The organism is Caulobacter vibrioides, assembly GCF_002858865.1.
Lineage (GTDB): Bacteria > Pseudomonadota > Alphaproteobacteria > Caulobacterales > Caulobacteraceae > Caulobacter > Caulobacter vibrioides.
Map to the genome: position 1 here is coordinate 25,594 of NZ_PJRR01000015.1, position 12,213 is coordinate 37,806.

The following is a 12,213-nucleotide window of genomic DNA, read 5'->3' on the forward strand; positions in this document are numbered from 1 at the left end:
TCGAGAATGGAAGCCTTCCCTTACGCCCGCTCCTGCTGGGCCAGCACGCTCTTGCGCATGCCATAGGCCAGATAGACCACCGCCCCGATCAGGTGGGCGTAGAGGAAGTAGAGCTGGGTCTTCCCGGGCAGGCTGAGGAAGAGATAGAGGCAGCCCAGGATGCCGGCCGGGGCCACGATCGGCCACAGCGGGGTGGAGAACACCCGCGGACGGTTCGGCTCGCGCAGCCGCAGCAGGATCACCGAGGCGCCGACGGCGATGAAGGCCCACAGCGTGCCGGCGTTGGCCAGCTCTGCGATGTCCTTCAGCGACAAGAGGCCCGAGATCACCGCCGCCAGGACGCCGGTCAGCAGGGTCATCATCACCGGCGTGCCGGTCTTGGCGTTCACCTTCGATAGGGCGCGGGGCAGCAGGCCGTCGCGGGCCATCACGAAGAAGATCCGGCTCTGGCCGTACATGAAGGCCAGGATCACGGTCGGCAGGGCGATGACGGCGGCCAGGGCGACCAGCTGGGCGATCTTGCCGTGGTTCAGGCTCTCCAGGATGAAGACCAGCGGGGCCTCGCTCTTGGAGAAGACCTCGGTGCGCGAGGCGCCGATCGAGACGGCGGCGACGATCATGTAGATCGCCGTGCAGACGGCCATCGAGCCGACGATGCCGATGGTCAGGTCCCGCTTGGGGTTCTTGGTCTCCTCGGCGGCGGTCGAGACCGCGTCGAAGCCGTAGAAGGCGAAGAAGATCAGGCTGGCGGCGGCCATCACCCCGATCTTGGCGGCGTCGGCGGCAGCGCCCTCAGGCACATGGGCCTGGAAGCCGTTGGGCATGAACGGCGTGAAGTGGGCCAGGTTGAACGCCGGCAAGCAGAGCACGACAAAGACGATCAGGGCGATGATCTTCACGAAGACCAGCACCATGTTGACCGTGGCGCTCTCGCGGGTGCCCAGGGCCAGGAGGCCCGCCACCGCCATCGAGATGAAGACGGCCGGCAGATTGATCAGTCCGCCCTGGTGGGGTCCGGCCAGCAGGGCGTCGGGGAAGCCGATCATCTTGAACAGGCCATGGGCGTGGGCCGACCAGCCGACCGCCACCGCCGCGCAGACCAGGGTATATTCGAGGATCAGGCTCCAGCCGACGAACCAGGCGACCGGCTCGCCCATCGCCGCATAGCTGTAGGTGTAGGCGCTGCCCGAGGCCGGGATCATGGTCGACAGCTCGGCGTAGCACAGGGCCGCGCAGGCGCAGACGGCGCCGGCGATCAGGAAGGACAGGATCACGCCCGGCCCGGCCAGACCCGCCCCGACCCCGGTCAGGGTGTAGATGCCGGTGCCGACAATGGCCCCGACGCCCAGGGCCACCAGATGCGGCCAGCTCAGGGTCTTCTTCAGTTGGTGGCTGTCCGCATGGCCAGCGGTGATGGTGTCGATGGCCTTGCGGCGCGTCCAGAAGCTCACTTTGGGGGTCCCTCCGACCAGAGCATGGCAGCCGAAAGTGTCAGCGGTTTCGGCGTCCGCCATGCTCTGCAAATAGTAGCGAGCCTGTTTAACCGCTTCGGATCGAGATCCGAAGCGGACAGGCTCTCGATGCGGACCATGAAGCGGGTTTCGTTCCGCGCCAAGCCTCGACCTTAGAAGAAAATCCTCGTCAGGGCGTAGGCGAGGATCGCGACGGCCACCGTGAGCGTCACCAGCAGGATCGCCAGACGCGGCTTGACCTCGAGCAGGGCCTTGGGGCCGAGCTTGGCCGAGATGGCCCCCACACCGGCCAGCAGCAGGAAGCCCGAACAGGCGCCCAGGGCCGACACCAGGGCCGGCGGGATCAGATTGAGACCCCGGGCGGCGGCCAGGGCGGCGAAGCCCCAGACGAACAGCGGCGGAGCCTGCAGACCGGAGATCCGGCCGCCCTGGGCGGTGCGGGTCAGCATCAGGCCGATCAGCACCACGGCCGGGCCCAGCCACAGGATCCGCGACAGCTTGGCCAGGGCCGCCGTGCCCGCGACCTCCGGCGACACCGAGGCCCCCGCGCCGGCCACCTGCGCCACGTCATGGATCGACAGGCCGAAGAAGACGCCGGCCTGGTGGGCGGTCAGGCCCAGGGCGTTGGCGATCGGCGGATAGGCCAGCATGGCCACGGTCGAGAGCAGGTTGACCCCGACAATGACCAGGGCCGTCGTGCGCTGGTTCTCGGGGCTGGACGGGGCGGCCTGCGAGGCGGCCAGAGCCGCCGAAGCGCCGCAGATCGAGCAGGCGGCCGCCGCGATCAGGGCCTCGGCCAGCGGCAGGCCCAGGGCCGCGCCGGCCAAGGCTCCGATCCCGAGGCCGCCCAGCACCACCGCACCGCTGGCCAGCACGGCCGGACCGCCCAGGGCGGCGAACTCGCTCCAGCTGATCTGGGCGCCCATCATGGCCACGCCCAGCCGCAGGCCCGGCTTGGCGAACACGTCGAGCCCCGCGCCCAGCTGCCCCTGCAGACCCAGCGCGCCCAGCATCATGCCCAGCACCACCGCCAGCAGCGGGGCCGGGGCGTGCAGGCTCTGGGACAGGAGCTTGGCCAGCACCGCCATCAACAGACCGGCCAGCAGGCCAGGCCCGATGCGGGCGGCGCCCAGGCGCAGGGCCGCGGCGGTCATCCGCGGACGGTGTCGCCGCTGATCGGGGCGGCGGCGAAGGGCGCGTCGGCCTTGGCGCAACGGTTGCTCAGACGCTCGTGCAGGCGGCGCACGGTCTGGCTGCCGGTGCGCTCGAAGGCGAAGGGCAGGACGCCATGGATGAGGCAGGCCAGACCCGCGCCCAGCAGGGTGAAGCCAAAGCTCCAGGCCACGCCCATGTGCTGGGCGTAGGTCTCGCCCACCGATTTGGGATGACGCGTGAACGACAGGTCCATGGATGCCCCGCTGGCTGAAACCGAGGCGTTCTAGAATGGCGCGGATTCGGAGAAAGGCATTGTTTGAAAGGTTACCATTTCCGGGATATGGAGAATTTTGTTCTCCCTGAAAGCGGATTTCGAGATGATTGATCTTGATCAAATCGACCGCCGCCTGCTGGCCATCCTGCAGGAGGACGCCACGGTCCCGATCGCCGAGCTGGCCGAGCGGGTCGGCCTGAGCCAGACCCCCTGCTGGAAGCGGGTGCGCCGCCTGCAGGACGCCGGGGTGATCACCGCCCGCGTCGCCCTCCTGGACCGTGAGGCCCTGGACCTGGGCCTGACCGTCTTCGTCGCCGTCAAGACCGGCCACCACGACGAGGGCTGGCTGAACCAGTTCGCCGCCGGCGCCAGCGCCCTGCCCGAGGTGGTCGAGTTCTACCGGATGAGCGGCGATGTCGACTATCTCCTCAAGGTCGTGGTCAAGGACATCGCCGCCTATGACCGCTTCTACAAACGCCTGATCGCCACCGCCCCGCTGACCGACGTCTCGTCCAGCTTTGCGATGGAGCAGATCAAGTTCACCACCGCCCTGCCGATCGCCCCGACCTGAGGGGCGGGTCCAAAATCCTCCCCCCAGCGGGGGAGGTGTCCGCGCAGCGGACGGAGGGGGAAGTCCTGCTGAGCTTGCCCCTTCCCCCTCCGTCGTCTCTTCGAGCCGACACCTCCCCCGCTGGGGGAAGGATTTTCGGCGCGTTTCACCGGCTTCACACGGTTTCCCGCTGAAGGTTCGAAAAGGGATGCGGAGCGCCGGACATCCGTCCGGAGAAGATTGTGTTGTTACCGTTTCGACGAAGCCCGAACGCTCCGCGCAGCCGTTATCCGCCAGCGTCCCGTCGGGTGGCCCTGTTCAGGCCTTACCGGGACCCGGGCGCTTCTGTTTCCAGAAGCCCCAGCGATCGAAGAGGACGGGCTTTCAGCCAGACACGCCCTTTTGCCTTCAACCACGCCGACGGCGGGCGGGTCTGGCCAGCAACCAGATCCCCGGACCGTTCGAGTATCCCCCTCGAACCTCGTCCCGCTCGACCGCCCCCCGCCGCCGCAAATGGTCGCTGGCCACGCGCCCTTTCCTCGCGACGAGGTGGAACCATTGTGCGGGTGATCTCAACGCCGGGGATAGGTTGGCGCGTAAAAGTGACAAGGCGTTGATTTCGTTGGGATCGGCGTCGCCAATTCCGAGCGTTCACGCCCGCCAATCCCCGTAAGCTCATGTCATCCCGGGCGGCGAAGCCGACCCGGGACCCAGGGGTTGCAAGAGCGCCGCGCTTGGTCACCCCCTGGGTCCCGGCGCTCCGCGCTGCGCGCTGCGGCCGGGATGACACGAGAGGGGTGGCGGACGCTGTGCTTCTCCCCCCATCGGGGGATGAGAAAGGGCCGCTACCGCTTCTTGCCCAGCTCCGCGGCGATGTCCTTGGTCATGCGCCCGACCTTGCGGTGGGCGGCGGTGATCTGGTCGCGGGTCACGCCCCAGCGCTTCATCCAGTATTCGACGGCCTGGCGCTCGGTGAGATCCAGGCGGTCCTTGTCGATGAAGCCGCGCTTGTCTTTCAGGCCGGCCATTATCGGGTCATCCAGGGCTTTGAGTTTCCCGCCGCGATGCCGGCGGCCTGCTGCCGCTGAAACTTCCCGCCCCGAGGCGGCTTGGGCCGCGCGTCGAGCGCCGCCTGCTTCAGGCGCAGGGCGCGCTGGATCGGGGTCTCGTCAAGGGGCGCTTCGGGGGGCGGGGCGGTGGTCATGGGGAGAGCCTAGCCCTCTTCCGCTTCCAGGGGGAGTCGTGGCTGCCGGCCGGAACTCCCCATGCCGCCATGCCGAGTACAAAGTGGACCTGCCCGACCCTAAACACCCGATCTCCCCGGCGAATGCCGGGGCCCAGATTCATCCGGGACGACTGGAGTGAATGCGCCTTGAGGCCTTGCCGAGAGACAAGCGCTGGTGGGTTCGATCTGGACCCCGGCATTCGCCGGGGAGGTCGGATGTTGGGGAAGGCCCGTGAGCGCCCCTTCCCGCCTCGGGAAGGGAGCCATCCTTACATCTCACGGCGAGACGATCGCCAGCCTGTCCAGGTCACGACAGGCATGCCCTAGGGCCAGCGCGCAAGTCGCATCGGGCGACTATTTCTCCAGCCACCCGATGCCGCTTACCCTGTGGAACTTCAGACTCCGGCGTCGAAAGCCGCCGTGAAACCGAAGCAGAGAGCGTTGGTGTTGTCACGCACCATAAACGTCCCGTAGGCCAGCGCCCATTTTAGGTTCTGGTTAGCGTTTAGAGGCGCGATGCCTGAAAGGGTCGAGGACACACCCAAGTTCAGGTCGGTCTCTTCGATCATCAAGCTAAGGATCTTGGCCACAACGACGGCGTTCGACGGCAAGTCCTGAGCTTGGAGATAGTCCGAAAGGATACCCTGGACACATTCGGCATCCTGTGGGTTGCTGAGGTCGATGACGATGCCCGAGGTCGGTGGACAAGGTGTGAAATCTGGATACCGCGCGGTGAAGATCGACGTCGCCTTAGTCTTCAACGCTGCTAGGGTTGTCTTGAGCGCAGCCTGTAGACCATCATCACCATCTGCTTGGAGCTGCGTACCCTCGAGTGTCCTCGCTTCTTTGGCCGCTCGCGTGAACTTGGGCGTCTCATAGTAGACCCTATAGACGCCATTGCTCAAAACGGGGGCCACACCGGCGATCTTTTCGATTTGGGCAATGGTCGTGGTGACGTTGGTCGCCACTGTCGCGATCTGTTGGGCCATCGACAGAATCGTTGTCCCGACGTCCGATCCACCGCTACTCATAGGCTTATCCTCCTGTTTTAGCTGAATATTTCAGCGAAATAACTTTGGGAGGCATAATTGATAAATGCAATTTATACATGTTGCGCCTTGCGCAAATCTGACGAGGAACTTTGCGGATCATGCAAGGAGTCAGCGCGGACAACCGTCAGGAACCGCGTCAGCGCAATCTTGGCATCGTTGGCGTAAGGCATCAGGGCGCCTAACACCTGCTGGTCGTCGGCGGAATGAGCTTGTCGTTTATGGTCTTCTGGATGGCCACGCCCAAGCACCAACCAATCCATCGAGACATCCAGGACCTCGCACACGCTGATAACGTGGCTCAGTGACATGGCGCCGCCTTTCTTCCAGCGGCTTAGGGCGCTCTCGTGAACACCCAGCTCGTAGGCCAGAGCCAGCATCTTCCGGATGCCCCGGAGAGCAATCGCCTCCCGCAAGCGCGCACTCATCGTATCGATGCGCCTGATCATCGCATTCCCCTGGACACCCACGCTCCCCTAACGCGAGGTGAGAAGCTTGGACAACCTTGCCGGATCGTCAGTGTCATTAAGCACAAGGCGAAACTTTGGAGATCGAGCGCGAAACAAAAAAGGCGGAGCCTCGCGGCCCCGCCCTCTCCAAATCCCGCGAACTCAGAGCAAACCTACTCCGCCGCCACCTTCGCCGAGTAGCCGAGGATCGCCTTGGTCTCCAGGAACTCGCCGAAGGCGTGGTCGCCCCACTCGCGGCCGTTGCCGCTCATCTTGTAGCCGCCGAACGGGGCCATCAGGTCGGGGCCGGCGCCGTTGAGGGTGACCTGGCCGGCGCGCAGGCGGCTGGCCACCTTGCGGACCGCGTCCTGGTCGCCGCCCGAGACATAGGCCGCCAGGCCGTACTCGGTGTCGTTGCCGACGGTGACGGCTTCATCCACCGTGTCGTAGCCCAGGATCGAGACCACCGGGCCGAAGATCTCTTCCTTGGCGATGGTCATCTCGTTGGTGACATTGGCGAAGACGGTCGGCTTGACGTAGTAGCCCTTGTCCAGGCCTTCGGGACGGCCGACGCCGCCGGTGACCAGGGTGGCGCCCTCGTCGATCCCCTTCTGGATCAGGCCCTGGATCTTGTTCCACTGGGTCTCGGAGACCACCGGGCCCATCTTGTGGTTGCCGTTGGGGTCGCCGACCGTGTGGGCCTCGGCCGCGGCCTTGGCGATGGCGATCACCTCGTCCATGCGCTGGCCGGGCACCAGCATACGGGTGGGGGCGTTGCACGACTGGCCCGAGTTCAGCATCACCGAGGCCACGCCGCCGGCGACGGCCTTCTGGAAATCGGCGTCGTCGAGGATGATGTTGGGGCTCTTGCCGCCCAGCTCCTGGTGGACGCGCTTGACGGTCGGGGCGGCGTTCTTGGCCACCTCGATGCCGGCGCGGGTCGAACCGGTGAACGAGACCATGTCGACTTCCGGATGGCTGGACAGGGCCGCGCCGACCGTGGGGCCGTCGCCGTTGACCAGGTTGAACACCCCGGCCGGAACCCCGGCGGCGTGCAGGATCTCGGTCCAGATATAGCCGCTGAACGGCGCGATTTCCGAGGGCTTGAGCACCATGGTGCAGCCGGTGGCGATGGCGGGACCCACCTTGCAGGCGATCTGGTTCACCGGCCAGTTCCACGGCGTGATGAAGGCGCAGACGCCGATCGGCTCCTTGACGATGCGGGTCGTGCCGCGGTCTTCCTCGAACTTGTAGCCCTTGAGCACGGCGGCGGCGGTCTGGACGTGGCCGATGCCCATGGCGGCCTGGGCGCGCTGGGCCAGCCACGCGGGGGCGCCCATCTCCTCGGTGATGGCCTTGGCCATATCCTCGAAGCGCTTCTGATATTCGGCGATGATGCGCTCGAGGATGTCGATGCGCTCTTCGCGGCTGGTCTGGCTGAAGCTGGCGAAGGCCTTGCGGGCGGCGCGGACGGCCTTGTCGACATCGGCTTCCGAGCCCATCGAGATGACGCCGCAAACCTCTTCGGTGGCCGGGTTGATGACGTCCAGCGTCTTGGGCTGGGCCGGGTCGACCCAGGCGCCGTCGATATAGAACTTCGTATACTCGCGCATGCCTTCGCTCCTGCCCTGTGGGTCCGCTCTAGTTGGGAGACGCGGCGGACGGTTTCAAACAGCCATTTAATGTGATCGGCGTTCAGGTGGGAAGGGGGCGTCTTTCGATCGACGCTCCATAATTCGTGTCATCCCGGACGCGCCGCAGGCGTGATCCGGGACCCAGGGGTTGCGTGAGCGCCGTGCCGGCGGCCCCTGGGTCCCGGCTCTACGCGCTGCGCGCTTCGGCCGGGATGACACGAAGGGGTCACCACATCGGATCGGTCTCATCCCCATGCAGCGCCTCGGCGATGCGCTTGCGGGTGGCCTTCGTCGTCTCCTCGGGCAGGTCGTGGGGATCAAACCAGCCGACCGCGTGGATCTCGCCCGCCGCGTTCGACGGACAGGGCTCCCAGGCGTCGACGCGATAGAGCAGCACGTGGTCGCCCGGATGCAGCACCTCGTTGCTGTGGGCTGAAACCAGGCGCGGGCGCGAGAGGGCGCGGATCCCGGCCTCCTCGGCCAGTTCGCGGATCACGGCGGTCTCGGCCGTCTCGCCGCGCTCGACCCCGCCGCCGGGCAGGTACCAGCCCTTGACGTAGGTGTGCTGGATGAGAAGGACCTTGCCGTCCGCGTCGGTGACCACGGCCCGCACCCCCAGCGTCAGACCGCGCGCCAGGCGGAACCAGGCATAGACCAGCGGGCGGGTGAACGGTTCGATGCGGCGACGCCAGAGCATGGGGAGGTTTAAATCCTGCCTCAGACCCCATGTCATCCCGGAAGCCTCGGAGAGGCTGTCCGGGACCCAGGGGCGGCTCGCACGGCGCTCTGTCACCCCCTGGGTCCCGGCGCTCCGCGCTTCGCGCTACGGCCGGGATGACACCGGGGAGAAATACGCAGCCGCCCGTGCTTGCGAACAGCGGCCTGCGCCTTTAAAGGCCAAGCGATCACATTCTCTATCGGAGCCGCGCCATGATCGCGATCGGTATCATCGCCCTCTTCCTGGCCGTCATCATGGGCCTGAACCTGACCGAGTTCGGCCGCATCGACTAAGATGACTTCGCGCGGCGCGGCCCTGGTCACCGGCGCGGGACGCCGGATCGGCCAGGTCCTGGCTCTTGAAGCCGCGCGCGCCGGCTACGACGTCGCCATCCACTACCGCGCCTCGGCCGACGAGGCCGAGGCCACCGCGCGCGCCGTCCAGGATCTGGGCCGCCGCGCCCTGCTCGTCCGCGCCGACCTTTCGGACGAGGAAGAGACCCGCAGCCTGGTCGCCCAGGCCGCGTCGCTGGGTCCCCTGACCCTGCTGATCAACAACGCCTCGGCCTTCGAGGACGACCGCGTCGGCGGCTTGTCGCGGGCCAGCTGGGACCGCCACCTCGAGACCAATCTGCGCGCCCCGATCGTGCTGGCCGAGGCGATGGCGGGGGCCCTGCCGGACGAGCGTCAGGGGCTGGTCGTCAATCTGATCGACCAGCGCGTCTGGCGGCCCAATCCGCAGTTCTTCAGCTACACGCTCAGCAAGGCGGGCCTGTGGTGGGCCACCCAGACCCTGGCCCAGGCCCTGGCCCCGCGCATCCGCGTCAACGCCATCGGTCCGGGTCCGACCCTGCCCTCGGTGCACCAGGCGCCGGGCGAGTTCGAGGCCGAGGCGGCCGGGGTGCTGTTGCAGCGACGCGCCAGCCCCGAGGAGGTCGCCGCCGCCTTGCGCTATCTGATTGACGCGTCCTCGGTCACGGGACAGATGATCGCCGTGGACGGCGGCCAGCACCTGGGCTGGAAGACGCCGGATATTGTTGCTCCCTAGAGCCTGCTTGGAACAACAGGCTCGACCAAGTTGAAAGAAAGGCCGCGCCTTGGCCGCTTCGCCCCTCGCCGACACCGCGCCCGCCGCCGACATCGCCCGCATCATCGTGACCAAGGTCTTCGTGCGCGGCCTCAAGGTCGACGCCCAGATCGGCGTCTATGACCACGAGCACGGCCGGCTGCAGCCGCTGGTCGTCGATGTCGAGCTGGACGTCGCCGCCAGCCACTGCGAGCGCCTGGGCGACACGGTCAATTACGAGATGGTCGGCGAGGCCGCCCGCGCCCTCGTCGCCGAGGGCCATATCGATCTGGTCGAGACCTTCGCCGAGCGCCTGGCCCAGGCCTGCTTCGCCGATCCGCGCGTCACCCGCGCCCGCGTGCGGGTGGAAAAGCCCCTGGCCCTGGCCCCGCACGCCGCCGCCGCCGGCGTCGAGATCACCGCCGTCCGCGCGTGACCATGATCACCTTCAGCGCCCGGCTCGCCCCGTTCCAGCCCGAAACGGTCTGGACCCTGGAGGCCGGGACGCTGATCGAGACGCGCGGCAGGATCGAGCGCCGCTTTCCGCTGTCGTCCCTGACCCGCTACAGCCTGTCGCTGGCCCCGGACGGGCGTCGGCGGGTGCTGCTGGTCGTGTTCGGACGGCGGAGGCTGCTGATCCCGTCGCAGAGCTATGTCGGCCCCGGACGGTTCGAGGACCGACTGGCCGCCTTCTCGGTTCTGGCGCGCGCCCTTGCGGCCGTGGGTGCGGACCTGTCGCCGCGCGCGCGCTTTGGCCTGGCGCGGCTGGAGGCCAGGACGGCCCTGACCTTCGTCATGGGCCTGTTGGCCTTCGGCGCGGCCTCGACCCTGCTGTTCTCGCTGACCGCCGGCATGGTCGCGGTGGGTGTTGACCTGGCCGCGCGCATGGCCTTCGTCCTGATCCTGATGGTCGCGGCCTTGCCCTGGCTGGCGCGTCCGGCCGACTTCGACCCGCGCGATCCGCCCGCCGATCTGTTGCCCTGAAACAGAAAAGAGCGCCCCGACCTTGCGGCCGGAGCGCTCCTTCTGGGAGACCTGAAAGGGCCTATCAGCGCGGCATCAGCACGCTGTCGATGACGTGGATGACGCCGTTGCTGGCGGCCACGTCGGTGGCGGTGACGGCGCTCTTGCCGCCCTTTTCGTCAGTGATCACGACCTTGCCGCCGCTGATCGCCGCCTTGAACTGGCAGCCGCCGACGGTGTTGATCGTGTAGCTGCCGCCGTGCTTCTGGATCGCGTCGGTCAGGGTCTTGGCCGTCACCTTACCGGCCACGACGTGGCAGGTCAGGATCTTGCTCAGGGTGGCCTTGTTCTCCGGCTTCACCAGGGTCTGCACCGTACCGGGCGGCAGCTTGGCGAAGGCGGCGTTGGTCGGGGCGAAGACCGTGAACGGACCGGCGCCCGACAGGGTGCCGACCAGGTCGGCGGCCGTCACGGCGGTCACCAGGGTCGAGAAGTCCGCATTGCCGGCGGCCACGCCGACGATGTTCTGCTTGGCGCCGTGGTGTTCGGCGAGGGCGGGACCGGCCACGGCGGCGGCGGCCAGGGCCAGCACGGCGGCCCGGCGTTGCATCGAACGCATCATTGTCTGAAACCTTCCATCAAGTCTTCGGGTTGGGGGATCTGAAGAGGTCGACGGCGCGCGGTCTGATGATGATTACGGCCCGGCGTCGGCGCCGGATCGATCCGAGGAGATGACTTTTTTGTAAGGTCCGGCGGACGCGCCCAACGTGACATCGCCTTCATGACGCCACCTTCATTTGCATCACGGCCTGATCAGCGCGACGATCTGGATAACAAGACTATTCCAGGCTCAACCGTGACCGACCCCACCCCAGACACCGCCGTCCCGCCGACGCTGCAGGACGACAAGGCCCTGCCCATCGCGATCTACGCCCTGCACATCGGCGGCGCCGTGACCGGCGGCTTCACCTGCCTGATCGCCGCCATCCTGGCCCATATCAGCCGCAAGGGCGCGCCCGACTGGCTGGCCAGCCACTATGAATTCCAGATCCGCACCTTCTGGCTGGCGCTGCTGTTCAGCCTGATCTCGCTTCTGCTGACCGCAGTCGGGATCGGTGTCGTGATGCTGGTCGCGGTCGGCCTCTGGGTCATCGTCCGCGCCGTCGTCGGCCTTTCGCACCTGCTGAAGGGCCAACCCTATCCCACGCCCAAGAACTGGATGCTCTAAGCCATGTCCGACACCGCCGTCGCCCCTCGCGCCGAGGAAGACAAGATCCTGCCCGCCGTGGTCTACGGCCTCTATCTGCTGGGCTTCACCAATGGCCTGACCTTCTTCGTCGGCCTGATCGTGGCCTATGTGAACCGCGACGCCGCAGGCCCGATCAACGCCAGCCACTACACCTTCGCCATTCGGACCTTCTGGCTGGCCATCGCCTGGTTCCTGATCGGCCTGCTGCTGACGATCTTTGGCGCGCCGCTGAGCCTGCTGCTGGTGGGCATCCCCGTGCTGTTGGCCGGGATTGCGATCATGGGCGCCGTTGGCGTCTGGTTCGTGGTTCGCTGCGTGCTGGGAATCTACTATCTCGTCCGCGGCGAGGCGTATCCGCGCCCGCGTAGCTGGTTGATTTAGAGGCGCCGCCTCCGTCCGGCGCCCGTCTA

General features: G+C 67.1%; 18 protein-coding genes and 2 pseudogenes. 8 read left to right on the forward strand and 12 right to left on the reverse strand.

Annotated elements, in window-relative coordinates; translation table 11 throughout:
* Positions 1 to 20 precede the first annotated feature (20 nt).
* The 3 genes from CVUC_RS11410 to CVUC_RS19880 form a co-directional block, all read right to left on the reverse strand.
* Positions 21 to 1,472: an amino acid permease gene (locus tag CVUC_RS11410; protein ID WP_164468266.1), complete on the reverse strand. Its 1,452-nt coding sequence runs from the start codon at positions 1,470 to 1,472 to the stop codon at positions 21 to 23.
* A gap of 152 nt (positions 1,473 to 1,624) precedes the next feature.
* On the reverse strand, positions 1,625 to 2,626 hold the full coding sequence (locus CVUC_RS11415; RefSeq protein WP_164468054.1) for a putative sulfate exporter family transporter: 1,002 nt from the start codon (positions 2,624 to 2,626) through the stop codon (positions 1,625 to 1,627).
* Positions 2,623 to 2,880, reverse strand: coding sequence for a DUF6356 family protein (locus tag CVUC_RS19880; protein WP_012639959.1), 258 nt, complete (start codon positions 2,878 to 2,880; stop codon positions 2,623 to 2,625). Before CVUC_RS19880 ends, CVUC_RS11415 begins: the two co-directional genes overlap by 4 nt.
* Positions 2,881 to 2,977: 97 nt before the next feature.
* Between CVUC_RS19880 and CVUC_RS11420 the strand changes: the two genes are divergently transcribed.
* Positions 2,978 to 3,472, forward strand: a complete 495-nt coding sequence (locus CVUC_RS11420) for an Lrp/AsnC family transcriptional regulator (protein WP_096032363.1) — start codon at positions 2,978 to 2,980, stop codon at positions 3,470 to 3,472.
* Positions 3,473 to 3,747: 275 nt separating this feature from the next.
* Here CVUC_RS11420 and CVUC_RS20845 read toward each other — a convergent pair.
* A pseudogene (locus CVUC_RS20845) lies at positions 3,748 to 3,828 on the reverse strand (hypothetical protein); the annotation flags it as partial.
* A 236-nt stretch (positions 3,829 to 4,064) separates the two neighbouring features.
* Between CVUC_RS20845 and CVUC_RS20430 the strand changes: the two are divergent.
* Positions 4,065 to 4,124 (forward strand): hypothetical protein, encoded by a 60-nt coding sequence (locus CVUC_RS20430; protein ID WP_233279809.1) that lies wholly within the window; start codon positions 4,065 to 4,067, stop codon positions 4,122 to 4,124.
* Positions 4,125 to 4,296: 172 nt separating this feature from the next.
* Here CVUC_RS20430 and CVUC_RS11435 read toward each other — a convergent pair whose 3' ends face one another.
* The 7 genes and pseudogenes from CVUC_RS11435 to CVUC_RS11460 form a co-directional block, all read right to left on the reverse strand.
* Entirely contained in the window at positions 4,297 to 4,479 is a 183-nt protein-coding gene (locus CVUC_RS11435) for a DUF3606 domain-containing protein (protein WP_010918311.1), read from the reverse strand.
* Positions 4,479 to 4,655, reverse strand: coding sequence for a hypothetical protein (locus tag CVUC_RS11440; RefSeq protein ID WP_096032362.1), 177 nt, complete (start codon positions 4,653 to 4,655; stop codon positions 4,479 to 4,481). The genes CVUC_RS11435 and CVUC_RS11440 overlap by 1 nt, the downstream gene beginning before the upstream one ends.
* 99 nt (positions 4,656 to 4,754) lie before the next feature.
* A pseudogene (locus CVUC_RS20435) lies at positions 4,755 to 4,894 on the reverse strand (hypothetical protein); the annotation flags it as partial.
* Positions 4,895 to 5,071: 177 nt separating this feature from the next.
* On the reverse strand, positions 5,072 to 5,665 hold the full coding sequence (locus CVUC_RS11445; protein ID WP_125469912.1) for a hypothetical protein: 594 nt from the start codon (positions 5,663 to 5,665) through the stop codon (positions 5,072 to 5,074).
* A gap of 113 nt (positions 5,666 to 5,778) precedes the next feature.
* Positions 5,779 to 6,174 (reverse strand): helix-turn-helix domain-containing protein, encoded by a 396-nt coding sequence (locus CVUC_RS11450; protein ID WP_096032360.1) that lies wholly within the window; start codon positions 6,172 to 6,174, stop codon positions 5,779 to 5,781.
* 173 nt (positions 6,175 to 6,347) lie between these two features.
* The gene (locus CVUC_RS11455; RefSeq protein WP_096032359.1) at positions 6,348 to 7,787 is read right to left on the reverse strand and encodes an aldehyde dehydrogenase family protein; all 1,440 of its coding nucleotides are present in this window, start codon (positions 7,785 to 7,787) and stop codon (positions 6,348 to 6,350) included.
* Between the two features lie 247 nt (positions 7,788 to 8,034).
* Positions 8,035 to 8,505 carry an NUDIX domain-containing protein gene (locus CVUC_RS11460; protein ID WP_164468053.1) on the reverse strand — a complete coding sequence of 157 codons (471 nt, stop codon included), beginning with the start codon at positions 8,503 to 8,505 and terminating at the stop codon, positions 8,035 to 8,037.
* A gap of 233 nt (positions 8,506 to 8,738) precedes the next feature.
* Between CVUC_RS11460 and CVUC_RS11465 the strand changes: the two genes are divergently transcribed.
* From CVUC_RS11465 to CVUC_RS11480, 4 genes are read left to right on the forward strand one after another with little or no spacing between them, the layout of a single operon-like run.
* Positions 8,739 to 8,819 (forward strand): hypothetical protein, encoded by an 81-nt coding sequence (locus CVUC_RS11465; RefSeq protein WP_024265548.1) that lies wholly within the window; start codon positions 8,739 to 8,741, stop codon positions 8,817 to 8,819.
* Position 8,820: 1 nt separating this feature from the next.
* A complete protein-coding gene (locus CVUC_RS11470) occupies positions 8,821 to 9,573 on the forward strand; it encodes an SDR family oxidoreductase (protein ID WP_096032358.1) in 753 nt (250 codons plus the stop codon).
* Positions 9,574 to 9,622: 49 nt separating this feature from the next.
* Positions 9,623 to 10,027, forward strand: coding sequence for a dihydroneopterin aldolase (gene folB, locus CVUC_RS11475; RefSeq protein WP_164468052.1), 405 nt, complete (start codon positions 9,623 to 9,625; stop codon positions 10,025 to 10,027).
* Positions 10,024 to 10,575 carry a hypothetical protein gene (locus CVUC_RS11480; protein ID WP_010918303.1) on the forward strand — a complete coding sequence of 184 codons (552 nt, stop codon included), beginning with the start codon at positions 10,024 to 10,026 and terminating at the stop codon, positions 10,573 to 10,575. Before folB ends, CVUC_RS11480 begins: the two co-directional genes overlap by 4 nt.
* A gap of 64 nt (positions 10,576 to 10,639) precedes the next feature.
* Here the strand turns inward: CVUC_RS11480 and CVUC_RS11485 are convergent, their stop codons facing one another.
* Positions 10,640 to 11,176 carry a fasciclin domain-containing protein gene (locus CVUC_RS11485; RefSeq protein ID WP_010918302.1) on the reverse strand — a complete coding sequence of 179 codons (537 nt, stop codon included), beginning with the start codon at positions 11,174 to 11,176 and terminating at the stop codon, positions 10,640 to 10,642.
* Positions 11,177 to 11,410: 234 nt separating this feature from the next.
* Between CVUC_RS11485 and CVUC_RS11495 the strand changes: the two genes are divergently transcribed.
* The gene (locus CVUC_RS11495; RefSeq protein WP_164468051.1) at positions 11,411 to 11,782 is read left to right on the forward strand and encodes a DUF4870 family protein; all 372 of its coding nucleotides are present in this window, start codon (positions 11,411 to 11,413) and stop codon (positions 11,780 to 11,782) included.
* A gap of 3 nt (positions 11,783 to 11,785) precedes the next feature.
* Entirely contained in the window at positions 11,786 to 12,184 is a 399-nt protein-coding gene (locus CVUC_RS11500) for a DUF4870 family protein (protein ID WP_010918299.1), read from the forward strand.
* The last annotated feature ends 29 nt before the right edge of the window (positions 12,185 to 12,213 follow it).